16 protein-coding genes are annotated in these 19,255 nt (G+C 57.5%); 15 read left to right on the top strand and 1 reads right to left on the bottom strand.

Annotated features, from left to right (window positions below; translation table 11 throughout):
* Nucleotides 1-296: 296 nt before the first annotated feature.
* Nucleotides 297-3,497 (bottom strand): ATP-binding protein, encoded by a 3,201-nt coding sequence (locus tag GOX66_RS13975; RefSeq protein WP_170763347.1) that lies wholly within the window; start codon nucleotides 3,495-3,497, stop codon nucleotides 297-299.
* A gap of 291 nt (nucleotides 3,498-3,788) precedes the next feature.
* Here GOX66_RS13975 and GOX66_RS13970 point away from each other — a divergent pair, with 291 nt between their 5' ends.
* The 15 genes from GOX66_RS13970 (at nucleotide 3,789) to nuoG (ending at nucleotide 19,248) form a co-directional block, all read left to right on the top strand.
* Nucleotides 3,789-4,697: a complex I NDUFA9 subunit family protein gene (locus tag GOX66_RS13970; RefSeq protein WP_336509480.1), complete on the top strand. Its 909-nt coding sequence runs from the start codon at nucleotides 3,789-3,791 to the stop codon at nucleotides 4,695-4,697.
* 335 nt (nucleotides 4,698-5,032) lie between these two features.
* Nucleotides 5,033-5,530, top strand: a complete 498-nt coding sequence (locus GOX66_RS13965; RefSeq protein WP_170763346.1) for an NADH-quinone oxidoreductase subunit J family protein — start codon at nucleotides 5,033-5,035, stop codon at nucleotides 5,528-5,530.
* A complete protein-coding gene (gene nuoK, locus GOX66_RS13960; RefSeq protein WP_170763345.1) occupies nucleotides 5,530-5,832 on the top strand; it encodes an NADH-quinone oxidoreductase subunit NuoK in 303 nt (100 codons plus the stop codon). The genes GOX66_RS13965 and nuoK overlap by 1 nt, the downstream gene beginning before the upstream one ends.
* A 2-nt stretch (nucleotides 5,833-5,834) precedes the next feature.
* A complete protein-coding gene (locus GOX66_RS13955; RefSeq protein WP_170763344.1) occupies nucleotides 5,835-7,295 on the top strand; it encodes a proton-conducting transporter transmembrane domain-containing protein in 1,461 nt (486 codons plus the stop codon).
* Nucleotides 7,292-7,546, top strand: a complete 255-nt coding sequence (locus GOX66_RS13950) for a hypothetical protein (RefSeq protein WP_170763343.1) — start codon at nucleotides 7,292-7,294, stop codon at nucleotides 7,544-7,546. Before GOX66_RS13955 ends, GOX66_RS13950 begins: the two co-directional genes overlap by 4 nt.
* Complete coding sequence (locus GOX66_RS13945) at nucleotides 7,539-9,299, top strand: Na(+)/H(+) antiporter subunit D (protein ID WP_170763342.1); 1,761 nt, start codon at nucleotides 7,539-7,541, stop codon at nucleotides 9,297-9,299. Before GOX66_RS13950 ends, GOX66_RS13945 begins: the two co-directional genes overlap by 8 nt.
* A gap of 8 nt (nucleotides 9,300-9,307) precedes the next feature.
* Entirely contained in the window at nucleotides 9,308-10,783 is a 1,476-nt protein-coding gene (locus GOX66_RS13940) for an NADH-quinone oxidoreductase subunit M (RefSeq protein ID WP_170763341.1), read from the top strand.
* Nucleotides 10,780-12,219, top strand: coding sequence for an NADH-quinone oxidoreductase subunit NuoN (locus tag GOX66_RS13935; RefSeq protein ID WP_170763340.1), 1,440 nt, complete (start codon nucleotides 10,780-10,782; stop codon nucleotides 12,217-12,219). Before GOX66_RS13940 ends, GOX66_RS13935 begins: the two co-directional genes overlap by 4 nt.
* Before the next feature lie 202 nt (nucleotides 12,220-12,421).
* Entirely contained in the window at nucleotides 12,422-12,787 is a 366-nt protein-coding gene (locus tag GOX66_RS13930; RefSeq protein WP_170763339.1) for an NADH-quinone oxidoreductase subunit A, read from the top strand.
* On the top strand, nucleotides 12,775-13,269 hold the full coding sequence (locus GOX66_RS13925) for a NuoB/complex I 20 kDa subunit family protein (protein WP_170763338.1): 495 nt from the start codon (nucleotides 12,775-12,777) through the stop codon (nucleotides 13,267-13,269). The genes GOX66_RS13930 and GOX66_RS13925 overlap by 13 nt, the downstream gene beginning before the upstream one ends.
* On the top strand, nucleotides 13,266-13,817 hold the full coding sequence (locus GOX66_RS13920; RefSeq protein ID WP_170763337.1) for an NADH-quinone oxidoreductase subunit C: 552 nt from the start codon (nucleotides 13,266-13,268) through the stop codon (nucleotides 13,815-13,817). The genes GOX66_RS13925 and GOX66_RS13920 overlap by 4 nt, the downstream gene beginning before the upstream one ends.
* The gene (gene nuoD / locus GOX66_RS13915; protein ID WP_214652657.1) at nucleotides 13,814-15,028 is read left to right on the top strand and encodes an NADH dehydrogenase (quinone) subunit D; all 1,215 of its coding nucleotides are present in this window, start codon (nucleotides 13,814-13,816) and stop codon (nucleotides 15,026-15,028) included. The genes GOX66_RS13920 and nuoD overlap by 4 nt, the downstream gene beginning before the upstream one ends.
* Complete coding sequence (gene nuoE / locus GOX66_RS13910) at nucleotides 15,025-15,516, top strand: NADH-quinone oxidoreductase subunit NuoE (protein ID WP_214652655.1); 492 nt, start codon at nucleotides 15,025-15,027, stop codon at nucleotides 15,514-15,516. Before nuoD ends, nuoE begins: the two co-directional genes overlap by 4 nt.
* Complete coding sequence (gene nuoF, locus GOX66_RS13905; protein ID WP_170763336.1) at nucleotides 15,509-16,774, top strand: NADH-quinone oxidoreductase subunit NuoF; 1,266 nt, start codon at nucleotides 15,509-15,511, stop codon at nucleotides 16,772-16,774. Before nuoE ends, nuoF begins: the two co-directional genes overlap by 8 nt.
* Complete coding sequence (nuoG, locus tag GOX66_RS13900) at nucleotides 16,771-19,248, top strand: NADH-quinone oxidoreductase subunit NuoG (RefSeq protein ID WP_214652652.1); 2,478 nt, start codon at nucleotides 16,771-16,773, stop codon at nucleotides 19,246-19,248. Before nuoF ends, nuoG begins: the two co-directional genes overlap by 4 nt.
* The last annotated feature ends 7 nt before the right edge of the window (nucleotides 19,249-19,255 follow it).

Raw genomic sequence — 19,255 nt, 5'->3', positions numbered from 1 at the left:
CGGGTTTTGCACGTCGTGGGTAAACAGACTTTTTTCAGCATCAAGCAGCAGTAAGTGGACGCGAGCTGGCTAAAGCGCCCAAAGACCTGTGTTGAACCGGCTTCAACGCCTGATCATCCGTTCAAATGGGATATTGCGGCCCATGTAAGGAAACATTTGCTACAACAGCGAAACTCAGAAAATACCAGGCCCATAAAAGGTATACAACGCAGACGCTTTGCGGGCCTCAATAAGCACGTCCAGTTCAGTTGGTCTGTTTTTTGAGGGCCTCGTGATCGCGTATTGAATCGCACTACTCAACCAGTTGTGCTGTTGTTGGCCCGTTTCGATTTGAGCGCGCGCTCAGCCAGCACATAGGCCTTTTGGACCTGTGCCACTGAGACAGCTTGGTCAAAGAAGGTATTCGCCGCGTCGGTTTTTCCCACGGCAGCTCTGATTTCACCTTCGATGCGGTGCAATTCGGCCTCGGCCCAGCGTTCTCCTGTGTTGTCCTGTTCGCGGTATGCGCGATCCACCGTCTTCTGGGCCGCATCAAAATCGCCCGCCCTGAGCTGGGCTTTTGCGTGTTCTGCCAGATGCAACGTGACCCATAGCCAACACCCCTTGGCGCGATATTCTTCCAAGGCGGCGTCCAGCCTGTCGACGGCACCGGGCTCATCCGTCATGCAGGCGAGGACAGCGTCGTGAATGGCAACGAAGTCCTTCCATAGCGACATGTCGTGCTCTTCCGAGACGCGTCGCATTTCTTCGTTGATTTCGGATGCCCTTTTCACATCGCCAATCCAGATCGACAAAGTGACATCATGTAAACCGACATAGCAGATCGTATTGGCATGTTTGAGTTCGCGAGCCCGGGCCAGAGCCTTGTTGGCGATCTCCCGCGCCTTGTCCTCGTCGCCGCACATCCACTGTGCAAGGAACATGTAGCACCAAATCTGAACACCCGGGTCCTGCGCGAACTTTGTGGAAAAGTCGACGATCTCGGCCGATTGATAGAGCGCGTAAGCCGTGTTGAGGTCCTCGAGCGCTTCGGCCGAGCGGCCTTTTGCAATGAGTGTCGCTGCCCGCATCCGACGCGAGATCAACCGCGGGACCGGGTCTGGTTCATTTGCCAAATCTTCGACAAGCCTCGATACAAGATCGAAGGCGCTGTGCTGATCGTTGCCGATATAAGGCGCAATCCAGGTTCCATAGTAGATCGCGACCTTAAGCTCGGGATCCGTGGTTGCCTCTATCCGTTCCAACGCTTGCGAGAACGCGTCGCTGGCTTCGGCCGAGGCGTAACCGTCCTTGGCGATATGAACCTGGGCGAGCTGCACCAAAAGCGCCAGTTCCCGTTCGCGCCATTCCGGCTTGTCCATCAAACAGGAAACAAGTGTCAGGGCGTTTCGCAGATGGTTTCCTGCTTCGACGTAGGCCGGTCGTGCCTGGGCTTTCTTGGCGGCCTCTCCCCATAAAAGAACGGCCCTTTCCGTCAACCCGGCCTCAGCTGCGTGGTGTGCGACCAACTCTTCGGGTGCTTTCGGGTCAGCCTCAAACAGGTCGGTGAGCCGACGGTGGATTTCCAGGCGTCGGCGTTTCAGCAAGCTTTCGTAGGCCACATCCCGAACCAGAGCATGCTTGAAAACATATGTTGCATCCGGAGACATTCCGCGTCGAAAAACGAGTTCGCTGCGCTCAAGCTGACCAAGCGCCTCATCTAGTTGCAGATCATCGACACGCGCTATCTTCGCCAGAGACGCCCGGTCAAAACTGCGGCCGATGCAGGCGGCCATCTGGGCGATCTCCTTCATCGGCTGAAGCCGGTCGATCCGCGCCATGAGGGAATCGTGCAATGTCGCCGGGATGGTCACCCGATCGATGGGACCGACGAGTTGAAAGCCGTTTTTGGTTTCTTTCAGGTCGCCGGATTCCAGAATGGTTTTTGTCAGTTCTTCTATAAACAGCGGCACACCATCGGTCCGATGGATAATTTCAGCGACCAGTTCGCTCGGAAGGCTTTTCCCGCCTGATTTCTTTGCCAGCACGCTTTCAGTCTGCTCAGAACCCAGCCGGTTCAGGGTGAGCTTTGACACAATTGGATGTCCTCCAAAGGTGTGTTGAAAATCCGGTCTGCCTGTGATCAGAATCATGACGCGTTCGGCCACGATCCGGTCCAGGCACGCCTCAATCATCGCAAGCGTTGAGGCGTCGATCCAATGCGCGTCCTCTACGACCAGGAGAACCGGCTTTTCCCGTGACAGCGCCTGTACTTCAGCCGAGGTCTCCTCCATGATCCGGAGCCGGAGCTGTTGCGGGGACATATCCGATCTTTCAGCAGATGGATCTGTTTCAATCTGAAGAAGTTCCGCAATGATCCGCGGATCGGCGATACGTAACTGTTCGCGAAGTTTCCCGATTTTTTGGTTGGCCGAATCGGTCTCCAGAAAGCCCACGGCATGAGAAAGCTGCTGAATGACTGGATAAAAACTCGAATCCGTATGGTAGGGTGAGCAGTGATAGTTGATCCGGAAATGATCCAGCGTTGAGACCGCATCAATGACGGCGCGTGTCAATCTGGACTTCCCGATACCGGCTTCACCGATCAGGACGATGATCTGCCCCTCGCCGGAAATTGCGCGCTGCCAGCGTTCCATGATCAGCCCCAACTCGTGGTCGCGCCCGATCATTGGCAGGACAGGTTTGACGTCTTTGGCTTCGAACCGACCTTCGAGGCTGCGTTCCGCGGCGACCCGCCACGCGGGTACAGATGTTTCAAACCCTTTGACGTCGAAACTGCCGATCTGTTCCAACTCAAAAGTGTCTTGAATTAGCTGTTTCGTAGAATCGGGGACCAAAACCTGTCCGGGTTTGGCAAATGCCTGGAGACGGGCGGCAAGGTTCGGCGTGTCTCCGACTACGGTTTCTTCCTGTGCCGCACCTTCTCCAATGAGATCACCCACGACCACCATACCGGTCGCCACGCCGGCACGCGCCGACAGTTCCTGTCCGTCAGGCGAACGCAACTCGGTAATAGACCGGGTGATTGCCAAGCCAGAGCGCACGGCGCGTTCGGCATCGTCTTCATGGGCCACCGGCCAGCCGAAATAGCACAGGACACCGTCACCCATGTATTTGGCCACATGCCCTTCATAGCGGGTAACGATACCGGCCACCGTGTTTTGATAGCGCTTGATCACCTCGCTCATTTCTTCGGGATCGAACCGCGTTGACAGGGCTGTTGAACCGACGAGATCCACGAATAGCGTTGTCAGGTGCCGCCGCTCGGCGTCGCGCCTGCCTACTGTTGAACCCGAGACGGCGGGCTGAGGTGGACCGGGCTCACCTGCTTCGATAGCCGCCTGCAGCCGTTTGCGCGCACCCAGCGAAAGGCCGATCTCGCGCATGTCCGCATCCGTAAGATCAAAAAGGATATCCAGGTCGATTTCATTATCAACCAGTATCCCTTCCAGATTGGCGAGTTTATTTCGCGCCAGCCATTCAACAAGATCAGCCATCAGAGCCCTGGTCCATTACGCGGGTTTTTCACCTGCAGTGTTCCCGATCAGACCTGATCGGGCAACGAGTATTCCCCAGGTGTCAAGATTGCCCACCAGACCGAAGCAAGTTTCGGTGCCACGCGCATAGACACGAGACCGGGATGCCGACAGGCTGCTTTGCATTTTTTGGTCGGATTGTCAGGATCGCTGTAAGGTGTTGGCGAAGACCAGTCAGATTTATCTTATCGCCGCTTGTGGTCTGGGTGATCCAGGCCGGTGGGTGGATTTGTCCCGAACGAGGAAGCAAATGTGATCACACCGAAGACTGGGAAAACGGCAGTCGTCCTCGGGGGTACGGGGTTCCTTGGACGCCGTGTCGTTCAAGAACTGAAGAAGCATGGGTTCGCTGTCAGCATCGCGACGCGCTGGCCTGACAGGATCGCACGGGCAGGCGGCGATCCTGAAGGCGATGTTCGCGTGGTGCAAAGTGATTTAACTGACCCGGGTAGTTTGGAGCGCTCCTTTGCGGGCGCGGCAGCAGTGATCAACTGCATCGGCCTGTACGTCGAAACCCGCACGGAATCCTTCCGAGATGTGCATGTAGCCGGAGCGCGTGCGGTCGCCAAGGCCGCGACGTCCGGCGGTACAGACCATCTGGTTCACATCTCCGGGATCGGTGTCGATCTAAACTCTCCATCATCCTATGTTCGCGCCAGAGCGGAAGGAGAGGATGAGGTGCGTCGCGCCTTTCCGTCGGCCACAATATTGCGTCCAAGCGCCATGTTCAGTCGCAGCGGCGTGTTTTTCGGTGAGCTCGAGGCGATCCTTCGGCGCATGCCGATCCTGCCGCTTTTCGGTGACGGCAGTGTTCGACTGCAACCGGTTTATGCAGGTGATGTTGCAAAGGCGGCCGTTCGTGCTCTGGGTTTAGAGAAAGCTCATGGTCACGTATACGAACTGGGTGGCCCGGATGTGTTTACCTACAAGGAAGTAGTGCAACGATTGGCGCGACGCAGTGGCAAAAAGAGGCTGCTGTTGCCCGTGCCTTACCGGTTCTGGTGGTTTCTTGCTGCAGCGATGGCAGTTTTGCCCAAGCCGCCCATCACCCCCGCTCAGGTCGCACTGATGCAGCAGGACAATGTCGTCGGGGAAAATGTCGCAAATTTCTCTGATCTTGCGATCAATCCGAAATCCGCAGTGGCATTGGGCCTGGTCTGACCGAGCCGTAGGGTTGGCTTGATTGGCAACAAGCCCTTGTGTGAAGCATCCGCGTTCACTGGGATTCGTGCCATTGGCGACGTTCTCGAGGCGTGTTTCCGGTCGCCTGCCAGAGCGCGCGACCTGGCGAAAAGCGACCCTGAACAGACAATGCGCATGTTCGCTTAGTGGACATGAAAAGACGGGGTGGAAAGGGTTCCGGGCGCCTAACTCCGAGAAATTCTTGTTAAAAAACGCCATTTGAGGCACAATTCACGGGCACTTTGAACATTACCGCAATCCGAATTCCGGCAGTTTTGGACCGGATGGAATACGTACGTCGGGAGTCGACGTCGATGGAACAGGGGTTTTTTCTGATATTTGCAGTTGGGGCCGTGGCGGCGGCCCTGGGAGTGGTGTTGGCGCGCAATCCAATCCACAGCGCGGTGGCCCTGATGGCTTGTTTCATCAATATCTCGGCAATTTTCGTGATGCTTCAGGCGCCGCTTCTCGCTGTTATCCAGATCTTTGTTTATGTCGGCGCGATCCTGGTCCTTTTCCTGTTCGTGACCATGATGCTGGATATCCGCGACGCGTCGCTGAGGCGGTTCTTGCCCGGAAGCAACTTCGCCGCTCTCGGACTGGTGGCACTGTTAGGGATTGAGATGCTGGTTCTGGTCATGATGGGCCAGCGGTTCCCGAAAACCGTCGCGGGGACTACGACCGGCGGCGAGATTCGTGAGTTGGGTACGACTCTGTTTGCCGATTACCTGCTGCCTTTCGAAGTGGCCTCGGTCATCCTGCTTGTGGCTTTGATCGGTGCCATTGTGTTGGCGCAGAAGGAGCCGCGTTAATGGTGCCGCTGTCTTGGTATATCGTTCTGGGTGTGATCCTGTTCGTGATCGGCGCTGCCGGGGTTCTGATACGGCGCAATGTTCTGGTGGTGCTGATGTCGCTGGAACTGCTGCTCAACTCGGTCAACATCAACTTCATCGCGTTCGCCCATTTCCACGACGATTTCCGCGGCCGTATTTTTGCAATCTTCATCATCGCGATTACAGCAGCGGAAGTTGCGATTGCTCTAGGCATCCTTGTTGCCTTGGTGCGGAACAAGGCCACGCTGAAAGTCGATGAAATCACGATCATGCGAGGGTAGCGGTGGAGGCGGTTTTTTCCATAAGGCCGCTTCTGGCCATCGCCGTCGCCGGACTGGCGTCAGGTCTGGTTCTTTATCTTCGTGATCGCGTTGGGCCACGGGACCTCGTGTCACCCGTCGCGTCCGTGGCGCTGTTTGCACTGGTTGCGTCAATGGCGCCGCGGGTTTTGTCGGGCGGAACTTATGAGCTCGTTCTTTTCGAAATCCTGCCGGGGGTCGATTTCGCATTCCGGGTGGACGCGCTGGGGATGGTGTTCGCCACTATTTCCTCGCTGCTGTGGATTTTCGCGTCGATCTATACGATCGGGTATATGCGCAGCCTCGGTGAGCATGCGCAGACCCGGTTCTACATCTGCTTTGCTGCTAGCCTTGCCGCCGCAGTCGGAGGGGCGTTCGCAGCCAATCTGTTTACGCTGGTAATCTTCTACGAAGTGTTGAGCCTCGTGACCTATCCGCTGGTTTACCACCACGAGGACGACGAGGCCTGGGAGGGCAGCCGCAAATATCTCGTCTACCTGATGGGCGCATCAAAAAGCGCTTTGCTGGCAGCCATAGCGCTGACCTACCACCTGGCAGGCACGCTCGATTTTGTTCCTGGCGGATTACTGGCCGGGGTGGAGACCGCGCCGGTTCTGCTGACGGTTGTCTATTTCTGCTACCTCTTCGGGTTCGCAAAGGCGTCGTTGATGCCGTTACATGCCTGGCTGCCCGCCGCGATGGTGGCCCCGACCCCTGTCAGTGCGCTTCTGCATGCCGTTGCGGTGGTGAAAATGGGCGTCTTTTGCGTGTTGCGCGTGGTGTTCGATGTTTTCGGCACCGGGCTGATGGACGCGCTGGGGCTTGCAATCGCCACGGCCTATCTGGCCTCGTTCACCATTCTGACCGCGTCGATATACGCGCTGACCCGCGATGATCTGAAGGCGCGGCTGGCGTATTCCACGGTCAGTCAGCTGTCCTACATCATCCTCGGGGCGGTCCTGTTTTCGCCGGTCGCAATGGTCGGAGGTATCATCCATATCGCCGCGCATGCCTTCTCCAAAATCACGTTGTTCTTTTGTGCGGGTTCGATCTTTTGCGCCACGGGCAAACGGAAGATCAGCGAGATGGGGGGCATCGGGCGGCAACTGCCCTGGACCATGGCCGCCTTCTTCGTCGGGTCGCTCGGCATGATCGGCGTGCCGCCAGCCGGAGGGTTTGTATCCAAATGGTATCTGGCATGGGGCTCGGTCGAGGGGGGGCAATTCGTGTTTCTGGTCGTGCTGTTGGTCAGTTCGATCCTGAATGCCGCCTATTTCCTGCCAGTCAGCTATATCGCCTTTTTTGGTAAAGAAACGGATGGGGATAGTCGCGTTCGTGAAATCCCCTTGGTCACGGTGCCGCTGGTCGCAACAGGGATACTGTCACTCTTGATGGGCATTTTCCCCGGCTATTTCATCACATTGGCAGAGGAGGTGGTCAGATGATCGCGCGTATCGTCAGTTTTTTTGGAGACTCAAAATATGCCAATCTCCGCCTTCGCCTGTTCTATCTTGTGCTGGCACTGATCGTCGTGGCAGATTTTTTGGTTCCCCGCGAACATGTTGAATACCTATGGGAACGATTGCCAGGCTGGTCGGCAGTATATGGGTTCGCATCCTGCGTGGCGATCATATTTGTTTCCAAATTCCTCGGTCATCAGGGCGGGCTCATGCGGCCCGAAGACTACTATGACTGAGTTCGTGCACCCAACAATCCTGTTCTTCGTCGGAGCCTTGGTGATCCCGTTTCTGAACGGTACGGTGCGAAAGTTCTGGCAACTGCTGATCCCGGCCCTTGCCATCGGCGTCGTTGCGATTGCGCAACCGGGCTCCTATGGCACTGTTTGGTTTCTGGGGCAGGAACTGCTGATTGCACGGGTCGACAAGCTCAGCCTGGTCTTTGCCAGCGTCTTCACGATCATGTCGCTGATTGGCATGGTCTACGCGCTGCATCTGAAGCGACCAGGCCAGCATGTTGCAGCCTTCCTCTATGTCGGCAGCGCACTTGGGGTGGTATTTGCCGGCGACTACCTGACGCTGTTCGTGTTTTGGGAAGGCATGGCCTTTGCCTCGGCCTATCTCATCTTCGCTGCGGGTGATGAAAGGGCGGTGCAGGCCGGGTTCCGCTATCTGATGGTGCATCTCACTGGGGGCATTGCGCTGTTGGGCGGGGTCATCCTGCATGGCGCGGCGACCGGATCGGTTATGTTCGGCCCGATTGAGGGGCCGCTGGGCGCTGCCGCCTATCTGATTCTGATCGGCTTTACACTTAACGCTGCCGTGCCACCATTGAACGCCTGGCTGACGGATGCCTATCCCGAGGCCACCGTCACCGGCGCAGTGTTCCTGAGCGCCTTCACCACCAAGACCGCCGTCTACGTGCTGGCCCGTGGCTTTCCGGGGGCGGAACTGCTGGTCTGGTTCGGCACCGCGATGGCGATCTACGGGGTGATCTATGCGGTGATGGAAAACGATTGCCGCCGCCTGCTGGCTTACCACATCGTCAGTCAGGTCGGATACATGGTGGCCGGGATCGGCATCGGAACCGAGATGGCGCTGAATGGCGCGACCAGCCACGCCTTTGCCCATATCCTCTACAAGGCACTGCTGTTCATGGGCGCAGGTGCGGTGATCTATGTCACGGGACGGCGCAAACTGACCGAGCTAGGCGGGCTCTACCGGACCATGCCGCTGACTGTGACGCTTTACATGATCGGGGCCTTTGCGATTTCCGCCTTTCCCTTCTTTTCGGGCTTCGTGACCAAGTCGATGGTGGTGTCCGCTGCCGGGTACGATCACCGGGCGGTTGTGATGCTGCTGCTGACGTTGGCGTCGTCGGGGACATTCCTGCATACCGGCCTGAAACTGCCGTATTACATGTTCTTTGGAAAAGATTCTGGTCTGCGCCCGCCAGAGCCGCCGCGCAACATGCTGGTCGCCATGAGCATCGCTGCAGCGTTGTGCATCGGCATCGGCGTCTATCCCGCACCGCTTTATGCGCTTTTGCCGTACGAGGTCGACTATCACCCCTATACCTGGCCGCATGTGACCGAGAGCATGGGCATCCTGATGTTCACGGCGCTTGGCTTCGTACTGTTCCTGAAAGCCCTGGACCCCGAGGACACGATCAGCATCGACACGGATTGGTTCTATCGCAAGGGCGCGCGGGCGTTCATGCGCTTCGCGGAAAAACCGTTCGCGCGCTATGAGCAGGCGGTAAGCGCGGTGTCGGAGAAATCACTGTTGCCCTTCATGCACCGTTCGGCTCAGGCAGGGCTTCGAGCCGATCTCGGCGGGATCGATGCGATCGTGAACGGTGTCGCCCGCAAGGTGCTGCGCGGCGGAGAGAAACTGCGTCGCGTTCAGACCGGTATCGTTACTCACTACGCGGTAGGAATGATCGCAGGCGTGATCGCTGCAATCGCAATATTCGCCGTTGTGTGGCTTTAGGGGGCGGCATGGGGTTTCCGCTGCTCAGCCTCATCATCTTCCTGCCGACGGCGGGGGTTGTTGCTGTTCTGTTCATGCGGGATGCGAAGACGATTAAATGGACCGCGCTTGCGGTCACGCTTGTCGATTTTGTGCTCTGTCTGCTTTTGCTTTTGGGTTTCGACACGTCCACGCATGAGATGCAGTTCGCCGAGGAGCGGAATTGGATACCCGCGCTGGGGATCAAATATGCCGTCGCGGTTGACGGCATATCAATTCTGTTTGTTTTTCTCACCGCGCTACTTGGCTGGATCTGCGTTCTCGCATCGTGGAATGCCATCGAGACGATGGTAAAGGCCTTCATGGTCAGTCTGCTTGCCATGCAGACACTGATGCTGGGCGTCTTTTCGGCGCTCGATCTGTTCCTGTTTTACGTGTTCTGGGAGGCGATGCTGGTCCCGATGTACGCGATCATCGGTATATGGGGCGGAGAACGCCGTGTGTATGCGGCGTTCAAGTTCTTCCTCTACACCTTAGCGGGCAGCGTGCTGTTCCTGATCGGAATTATCGTGCTGTATTTTCAGGGCGGCAGGACCTTTGACATTCTCGCCCTGATGAACGCGGATCTCGCGTTCGTTACACAAGCCTGGCTGTTCTTTGCCTTCCTTATCGCCTTTGCTGTGAAGGTGCCGATGGTGCCGGTGCACACCTGGCTGCCCGATGCCCATGTTGAGGCACCAACCGCAGGCAGTATCATACTGGCAGGAGTTCTCCTGAAGATGGGCACCTACGGTTTTCTGCGTTTCTCCCTGCCGATGCTGCCCGAGGCGTCTGTCTATTTTTCCACCTTCATGCTTATCCTGTCCGCCATTGCGATTGTCTATGGCGGTTTGCTGGCACTGGCGCAGGACGATCTGAAAAAACTGGTGGCCTATTCCAGCATCTCTCATATGGGCTTTGTCACGCTCGGCATTTTTGCCCTGAACAGCCGGGGGGTTACGGGCGGAATTCTGCAGATGCTCAACCACGGCATAACCACCGGCGCGCTGTTTTTGTTCGTCGGGCTGATGTACGAACGCACGCACAGCCGCAGCATCGCCGATTATGGCGGGCTGATGAAGGTAGCGCCGTTTTGCTCCATATTTCTTGGGTTGTTTACGCTGTCATCAATGGCTCTGCCTGGGTTGAATTCATTTGTCGGCGAATTGCTCATCCTTTCGGGCGCCTTTGCCGCAAATCCGCTGCTGGCGGGCATTTCGATCCTTGGGGCCGTTCTGGCAGCCGCATATCTGCTGAGCATGTTCAGGCGCGTGGCCCTTGGCAGCGCGCGAGTGGAAGAGCAGTACGACTTCTGGGATCTCGACAGGCGCGAGCTTGCCTCGATCCTGCCTCTTGCCGTTCTGGTGATCTGGATCGGCCTCTATCCGAAACCATTCCTTAGCATCATCCAGACTTCGGCCGATCACTTGCTGACACAGGTGCATGACAAGGAGGGTGCGGAGTGAACCAGGCGCAACTCCTCCAGTCGGTTCTGGTCAGCCTGCCCGAGATCGTAGTGATCACCGGGGCCTGCGTTCTGTTGATCCTGAGCCTGTTTGTACGCCCCGAGCGCGGGTATATTCTGGACTTGGCCGCGATTGCCGTGGTTCTTGTCGCCGCCGCGCTGACCTGGGCGTTGGCGGATCAGAACCTGCTGGTCTATTCCGGCATGTTCGCGTCCGACCGCTATTCCGCCTTTTTCAAGGCCATTTTCTACATTTCCACCGTGCTGACCCTCTTGCTGTCGCGTCGTTATGTCGAGATCGAACGGGTCCAGCGCGGAGAATACAACGTGCTGCTGCTATTTGCGTTGTCCGGCATGATGATCATGGCCTCAGCCAACGATTTGCTGTCGATCTACGTCGGGCTCGAGCTGATGGCGCTGTGCACTTATGTTCTGACGGGGCTATTGCGGCGCGAGGTGCGCTCGAACGAAGCGGCGCTGAAATATGTGATCCTGGGCGCGGTTTCGACGGGCGTATTTCTGTACGGGGTGTCGTTGATCTATGGTTTGACCGGCACCACGGAACTCGATGCTCTTGCCACAGCCGTAACAGCGAGCCAACGCGACCCCGGTCTGTTGCTGGCTGTCGTGTTCATTGTGGCTGGATTGGTTTTCAAGGTTGGTGCGGTGCCGTTTCACATGTGGGTTCCCGATGTCTACGAGGGTGCGCCTACCCCCATTACCGCTTTCATGTCCGTGGGGCCAAAGGCTGCGGGGTTCGCTGTAATCCTGCGGGTTGTCCTGAACCCCCTACTGGCTGCGACGGACGTCTGGATTGTTGTTGCCGTAATTGCTGTTTTCACAATGGCGCTCGGCAGTTTCGTGGCGCTGGTTCAGGACAACATCAAGCGCCTGCTGGCATATTCCAGCATCGCCCATTCCGGCTTTGTCTTACTGGGCATTGTGGCGGGCGGCCCGGATGGTGCGGCAAGTGTGATGCTTTACCTGTTGATCTATACCTTCATGAATATCGGTATTTTTGCTGCTGTAATCGCGATGCGTTCCGAGGTTGGCCGGGGTGAAGCCATTGATGACTTTTCAGGTCTTTCCAGATCGCACCCTGCGCTTGCCCTGTCGATGCTGCTGTTTCTGTTCGCCTTGGCCGGTATTCCGCCTACGGCGGGGTTCTTTGCAAAGTTTTATGTGCTGGTCGCATTGATTGAAGGGGGACATGTGACGATTTCTGTCATCGCAGTGCTGCTGAGTGTGGTTGCGGCTTATTTCTACATTCGTATCGTCATGGTGATCTACATGCGCGATCCGGCGGGAAAGTTCGAGCTGGCGTTTACGCCAGGCTTGAAACTGGCGCTGGCGATTGCGGTCGTCGGAACCATCGTGATCGGTCTGCTTCCGGCGTGGTTTTTGAATCTGGCGCAAATGTCGGTCTTGGGCGGATGACCAGGGGACGAATACGTCGACGCAAGTCACCATCGGTACCGCCTGCTAATTTGCACGCACATGTTTTTTATTTGAAAAACAGACATCCACGGTTATTCTTTTAATCACAAGGAAAGGCAATGAACTTTCCCAAGGGCTGGTAAGCCCTTGATCTTTGGGCAGGTATCACGAGCGCAAGGTCCGGAGTACAGGGTTTTGCGATATGACTGGACTTGAATTTCTGCCTGTTCTCATCATGGTTGCCGGGGTAATCCTCGTGGTGACAGCAACGCTTTTTGTTTCGTCACTGCTGCGCCCCTCCAACCCGTACCCCGCCAAGAACATGCCGTATGAATGCGGCATGGACCCTGCGGGTGAGGCGGCTGCGGGTCAGTTCAAAGCGCAGTTCTTCCTGATCGCGATCCTGTTCGTTGTTTTCGATGTCGAGGCGATGTTTCTCTTCCCATGGGCCGTCGTACTGAAAGAGATCGGCATCGTCGGTTATATCGAGATGTTCGTTTTCATTGTCCTGCTGCTGGTTGGGTTTGCTTACGCCTGGTTGAAAGGAGCGTTGGAATGGGAAACGTAATCCGTGACAGCGTGCTGTTCACCACAACCGATCAGATTGTCCGCTGGAGCCGCAAATCAGCACTCTGGCCCGAAACTTTCGGCATCGCCTGCTGTGCGATCGAGATGATCTCGGCCGGATGCGCGCGCTATGACCTGGACCGGTTCGGAGTGGTGTTTCGACCCTCTCCACGCCAATCCGACGTTATGATCATCGCCGGTACGGTGACACGAAAATTCGCCCCAGTGATACGTCGCCTTTACGACCAGATGCCCGAACCGCGTTGGGTTATCGCCATGGGCACCTGCGCAATCTCGGGCGGGGTCTACAACACCTATGCGGTCGTGCAGGGGTCCGAGACCTTCGTGCCGGTGGACGTGCATGTCCCCGGTTGCCCGCCGCGCCCCGAGGCGCTGATGCACGGCTTTCTTCTGCTGCAGGAGAAAATCAAGAAATCCGAGGCGCTTGCGGATACGCCGCTGGGTCGGGCCGTCGGACCATGACCATCCCGCCGGACCCATTTGTTGCCCGGCTCGAAACCCGGTTCGGCAATACAGTTCGATACACCGGTGTGGCGCATGGAATCCATGTATTTACAGTTTCACCGGAAATCATCGTAGATATCTGCCGCTTCCTGAAGGACGAACTGGGCTTCAATTTTCTTTCGGACATATGCGGGGTCGACTACCTGCCGGACACGCCCAGATTCGAAGTCGTCTACCATCTGTATTCTCTGTCCGACAAATGGCGCGTTCGCCTCAAATGCCGGTTGGACGATCCGCCCCATATCGCCAGCGTCGCCAGCATCTGGCGTACCGCCAACTGGCACGAGCGCGAAGCGTGGGACATGTATGGCATCACCTTCGATGGCCACCCGGATCTGCGTCGCATCTATATGTGGGAGGGGTTCGAAGGGTTTCCGCAGCGCAAGGACTTTCCGCTCAGAGGTTACAGGGATGAGTTGAACCCCTTTGGTGCTGAAGGGGTGCCGCCAACGCGGCCTGATCTTGAGACCAAGGACATCCCCGGCGGCACCGGAGATAAATTATGACCGAAGCCACAGAACTCAGGCCGCCACCGGGCGGACTGCCGGATACCAAGGAGGTGCTGCTGAACCTCGGACCGCAGCATCCAAGTACGCACGGGGTTCTGCGGCTGGTGCTGGAAATGGACGGTGAATATGTCGAGCGGGTCGACCCACATATCGGCTATCTGCATCGCGGCACGGAAAAGCTGTCCGAGACCTTCACCTATACGCAGATCTTTCCGCTGACCGACCGGCTGGATTACGTCTGTCCACCGTCCAACAATCTGGCCTTTGCGATGGCGGTGGAAAAGCTGCTGGGAATTGAGGCACCTGTTCGCGCGCAGTATATCCGGGTCATCATGGCCGAGTTGGCGCGGCTGTCGGGGCATCTGCTGATCACCGGCGCATTGCCGATGGATTTGGGCGCAATGACCGCGCTGCTTTACGCGATGCGCGAACGGGAAATGATCATGGACCTGATGGAGATGGTCACTGGCGCGCGGATGCATACCTCTTATTGTCGGGTCGGTGGCGTGCGCGAGGATTTGCCCGTGGAATTTGCGGGCAAGATCAGAGAGTTCTGCGATATCTTCCCCAACCGTATCCGCGACTATGAACGGCTGGTTGAAAAGAACCGGATGTTCATCAAACGCACCAGAGGTATCGGCGTAATTGAGCCCGAGGATGCAATCGACCTTGGGCTCAGTGGTCCAAACCTGAGGGCCTCGGGCGTGGATTGGGACATTCGCAAGGATGAACCCTATGAGATTTACGATCAGGTCGAATTTGATGTGATTACCCGAGAGGAGGGTGATTGCTACGCCCGTTGGCGCTGTCGGGTCGAAGAAATGCGCGAAAGCGTCAGGATCATCGAACAATGCCTCAGGCAGATGCCCGAAGGCCGATTTCTGGCAGATATTCCTACAGTGGCCTTCCCGGTCGACAAGGACAAGGTCCACAACTCGATGGAGGCGCTGATCCAGCATTTCGACCTTTCGGCCTATGGCTTCAAAGTCCCTGCCGGCGAGGTCTATTCCGCCATCGAGGCCCCGAAGGGCGAACTTGGGTTCTATATCGTCAGCGATGGCAGCCCGAAACCATTCCGGATGAAGGTTCGGGCCCCGTCCTTTGTCAATCTCCAGGCGCTCTACGGTACGAAAAACGCCCATTACCTTGCTGACATGATCGCGGTGCTGGGCAGTCTGGACCCGGTGATGGCGGAGGTCGACAAGTGAACGCTCCAATGGACATGCGTATGCGGATCGAGGCGGCGGCGGCGCGGTATCCCGACCAGCGATCGGCCATCATGCCGGCGCTATATATCGCGCAGAAAGAGCGCGGCGTTCTGACCGGCGAGGTGCTGGAAGAGGTGGCCGATATCCTTGGCGTGGAACGGATCTGGGTTTATGAGCTGGCCACCTTTTACACACTCTACCACACAGAACAGGTGGGCCGGTTCCACTTGCAGCTTTGCAACAACCTGTCCTGCATGCTGCGCGGCGCTGAGGAGTTGCAGGCGCATATGGAACAGGTGCTTGGCATTGAAAAGGGTGGCACGACCGGGGATGGGCTGTTCACACTTTCTACGGTGGAATGCCTGGGCGCGTGTGAGATGGCGCCGGTGATGCAGGTTGGTGACGACTACCACGGCAACCTCGATGCGGCGCGGATCGACGAATTGCTGACGGCTTTGCGAAACACCGGGAGGGTGGGGGATGACTGAGGCTGTCCTGCTCAAGAATGTCGGTATTGCCGACAGCCAGCGGTTGAGCGTCTATGAGACCACTGGCGGGTATAGTGCGCTTGCCAAGGTGTTAAAGGAATACACCCCTGAAGAGACCATAGAAATTGTCAAAGACTCGGGCCTGCGCGGGCGCGGCGGCGCGGGGTTTCCGACCGGGCTCAAGTGGAGCTTTGTACCGAAAGGCGCGGAGAAGCCGAAATACCTCTGCTGCAATGCGGATGAGGGTGAGCCGGGCACATTCAAGGACCGGATCATCATGGAAGAGGATCCGCATCTGTTGATTGAGGGGATGGCCATCTGCGCCTACGCGATCGGGGCGGAAACCGCTTATGTCTACGTTCGCGGCGAATACGTGAAGGCGATCAGGATCTTGGAAGCAGCGATCTCGGAGGCGCGGGAACAGGGGTATCTCGGGCGCCGCATAATGGGGTCGGATTTCAGTTTCGACGTCCATATACACGAAGGCGCCGGCGCCTATATCTGCGGTGAAGAAACCGCGATGCTGGAATCTCTGCAAGGCCGCCGCGCACAGCCAAAACTGAAACCACCCTTCCCGGCGGTCGCGGGGCTATATGAAAGTCCTACGGTCATCAACAATGTTGAGACGCTGGCCTGTGTGCCCGCGATCATCGAACGCGGCGCATATTGGTTTCGCGGGATCGGACCCGAGAAAAGCCCGGGACCCAAGCTTTACTGTCTGTCCGGCCATCTGCGTAAGCCCGGCCTCTACGAGCTTCCGATGGGTATCCCGCTGCGTGAATTGGTCGATGATTACGGAGGAGGGCCGCCCGAGGGGCACCGGATCAAGGCGGTTATCCCCGGTGGCGTGTCTGCGCCGTTAATCCCTGAGAGCGGGCTGGATGTTGGGATGGACTTCGACTCGCTGGCCGCCGCCGGTTCCATGTTGGGTTCAGCGGGGGTCATCGTGATCGATGACCGCACCTGCATCGTCAAGGTTGCGACCCGGATTATCGAGTTTTTTCACCATGAAAGCTGCGGGAAATGCACACCCTGCCGCGAAGGGCTGGACTGGGTGGTCAAGATTCTGCGCCGGATCGAGGCGGGCGAAGGCGCGCCAAATGACCTCGATCAGTTGGAGGGGCTGTGCAGCGGCATTTTCGGTAACACTTTCTGTGCTTTGGGCGATGGCGCGGCGATGGGACTGCGGGCGTCGCTGGAGCATTTCCGGGACGAATTTGTCACCCATATCGACGAAGGGAGGTGCCCGTTTCATTGAGCGATACCAGCGATGTTACTACCCTGACCATCACCATCGACGACCATGAGCTGCAGGTGCCGCCGGGAACCACAATCCTGAGCGCCGCGGAAGGCTTGGGCATCGACATTCCCACCTTCTGCTTCCAGAAGCGGTTGCCGGTCCTGGCCTCGTGCCGGATGTGTCTTGTCGAGATCGAAGGGCAGGGCAAGCTGCAGCCCGCCTGCGCCACGGCGGTCATGGATGGAATGGTGGTGCGGACAACAACCGAGCAGGTCTCCGAAACGCGTTCGGTGATGCTCGACATGCTGCTGGCCAACCACCCGCTCGACTGTCCGATCTGCGACAAGGGCGGTGAATGCGAGCTGCAGGACATGGTGATGGAGTATGGCCCTCGGGAAAGCATGTTCCGCGATCCCAAACGGGTGTTTCATTCCAAGGATATCCAGCTCAGCCCTGTCGTCATCATGAACGTCAACCGTTGCATCCAATGCCAAAGATGTGTGCGCATGTGCGAAGAGGTGGTCGGCGCTGTGGCCCTGGGCACCGTCGAAAAAGGCATGGATACCGCTGTCACCGGGTTCGAGGGCAGCCTTGCCAGTTGTGACCAATGTGGCAACTGTATCGAGGTCTGCCCGGTCGGGGCGCTGATGAGTTTTCCCTACCGCTACAAATCGCGGCCTTGGGATCTGGTTGAGACTGACACGATCTGTGCTCATTGCGGGACCGGTTGCCATCTGACGGTCGGCACCCGCGAAGGTGAATTCATGCGGGTTCGGTCGCAATGGGACAAGGGTCTGAACCTGGAAACCCTGTGCGTGCGTGGGCGGTTCGGAATGGACGTATTTGCCAGCCCGGACCGGGTCAAGCGCCCGATGGTTCGGCAGGGAGAAGCACTGACGCCAGTGTCCTGGGAGAACGCGGGCGAGTATTTGCGCACGCGACTGTCGCGGGCCAGGGGCAGGGCGGCCGGGATTGCCTCCGCCCGATTGACAAATGAAGCGCTGTTTCAGTTCGGGCGCCTGATGCAGGGAACATTTGACAGCGAATTGGTCGCGGTGTCTTCGCGTTTCGATTTTCCCGATGCGCTTGGTCCGCTGTTACGCGATTTCTATACGCGCGCGCCTTTCGAAGAGATTATCAAAAACGACTGCACGCTTGTCGTCGGCAGCAATGTGACAGAGGAAAACCCGGTCAGCGAGTACCTTTTGCGTGGCGCGGTGCGAGGTGGAGAGACGCAACTCTGCCTGCTGTCGGCGCGCCCGTCGCGGCTCGATGCAGATGCACGCGCCTCAGTGCGGATGCTTCCGGGAACCGAGGCCTTCGTTCTGTCAGAGTTGCTAGATGGTCTGCTTGACCGGCGCGAGGGGCACGCCGAACCATTCGCCTCCGAATTTGAGGCGGGAAGCGCGCGAGGTCAGAACGAGCAGGCAAAGGCAGGACTTGGCGATCTGATCTCTGCGTTATCCGCCGCCCCAAGCGTAACGGTTCTTATTGGGATGGACCTGTTCAGAAACCCGGATACGGAAGCAGTCTGTTCGTTGCTTCACTGCCTTTTGCAGCGCTTGCATATACTTGGAAAAAACGTTGCATTGCAGGGGCTTTTTGATCGCCCCAACCAGATGGGTGCGCTGGACATGGCAGTTGGCAAAGAAGGTAAACCCCTTACAACGGTCGGCGAAGTGCTCGACCAGTGCGCCGAGGGCCAAATCAGCACGCTTTATGTTGCGGGGGCCGATCCTGTCAGTTCTTACCCGGATCGTGCCCGTGTTATTGACGCGCTGAAGAACGTGGACCTTTTGATCGTACAGGATTGGGTGCAGACGGACATTGCCGAACTTGCGGACGTGGTTCTGCCTTCGGCGGCACATGGAGAAGAGACCGGAACCTTCACCAACAATGAAGGACGGGTTCAGGTCGTTGGAAAATTCCGTACTCCGGTATTCACAGCGCAAAGCAATATTGAAATATTCGAGTGGATTGCGTCACTTGGAGATACGCCGCTGGAAGTCTCTGATCAAGCAGGTGTTTTTGGCGAAATCACCAGAACGAACCCCGCATATTCCGGTCTTTCGCTCGCCCAGATTGGACCGAATGGAGCTTTCACATCAGCGCAGCAGCGACCCCTGGACAGATCGCTTTTGGTCCCAGAAACGGCCAATGGGGCAGATGTGGAAGGGCTGGCGCTGGCCACGGGAAACGGGCTTTTTTACGGGGGATATTTCTCCGAACATTCGGCCACGCTTGCTACGGTTGCAGATGAGCCTTACGTGGAGATGAGTGTCAGGGAAGCCGAAGAGCGGGGGATTGAAGCCAATCAAATGGTTGTGGTGACGTCAACTACAGGGCACCTGACGGCCCGCCTGAAGATTAATCCGCGGTTTCCCGACGGGCTGGTGTTTGTGCCGGAAAGCTATCGGAGCTTGCGGCTCAACAGCCTGATGAAGAATGGTGAATATCCATGCCGCGTCGAGGTCCGTAAAACGGACGGTTGAAACTCGC

Origin of the sequence: Ruegeria lacuscaerulensis (assembly GCF_013031245.1) — a bacterium.
In the GTDB taxonomy this organism is placed as follows: Bacteria; Pseudomonadota; Alphaproteobacteria; order Rhodobacterales; family Rhodobacteraceae; genus Ruegeria; species Ruegeria lacuscaerulensis_C.
The sequence above is the reverse complement of the archived record's forward strand: the minus strand, read 5'-3'. Positions and strand labels throughout refer to the sequence as shown.

Coding starts and splice junctions, on each gene's coding strand:
- GOX66_RS13920 (WP_170763337.1), top strand. CDS start 13,266: ATGACCATCCCGCCGGACCCATTTGTTGCCCGGCTCGAAACCCGGTTC.
- GOX66_RS13950 (WP_170763343.1), top strand. CDS start 7,292: ATGATCGCGCGTATCGTCAGTTTTTTTGGAGACTCAAAATATGCCAAT.
- GOX66_RS13975 (WP_170763347.1), bottom strand. CDS start 3,497: ATGGCTGATCTTGTTGAATGGCTGGCGCGAAATAAACTCGCCAATCTG.
- nuoK (WP_170763345.1), top strand. CDS start 5,530: ATGGTGCCGCTGTCTTGGTATATCGTTCTGGGTGTGATCCTGTTCGTG.
- GOX66_RS13945 (WP_170763342.1), top strand. CDS start 7,539: ATGACTGAGTTCGTGCACCCAACAATCCTGTTCTTCGTCGGAGCCTTG.
- nuoD (WP_214652657.1), top strand. CDS start 13,814: ATGACCGAAGCCACAGAACTCAGGCCGCCACCGGGCGGACTGCCGGAT.
- GOX66_RS13965 (WP_170763346.1), top strand. CDS start 5,033: ATGGAACAGGGGTTTTTTCTGATATTTGCAGTTGGGGCCGTGGCGGCG.
- nuoF (WP_170763336.1), top strand. CDS start 15,509: ATGACTGAGGCTGTCCTGCTCAAGAATGTCGGTATTGCCGACAGCCAG.
- GOX66_RS13925 (WP_170763338.1), top strand. CDS start 12,775: ATGGGAAACGTAATCCGTGACAGCGTGCTGTTCACCACAACCGATCAG.
- GOX66_RS13930 (WP_170763339.1), top strand. CDS start 12,422: ATGACTGGACTTGAATTTCTGCCTGTTCTCATCATGGTTGCCGGGGTA.
- GOX66_RS13940 (WP_170763341.1), top strand. CDS start 9,308: ATGGGGTTTCCGCTGCTCAGCCTCATCATCTTCCTGCCGACGGCGGGG.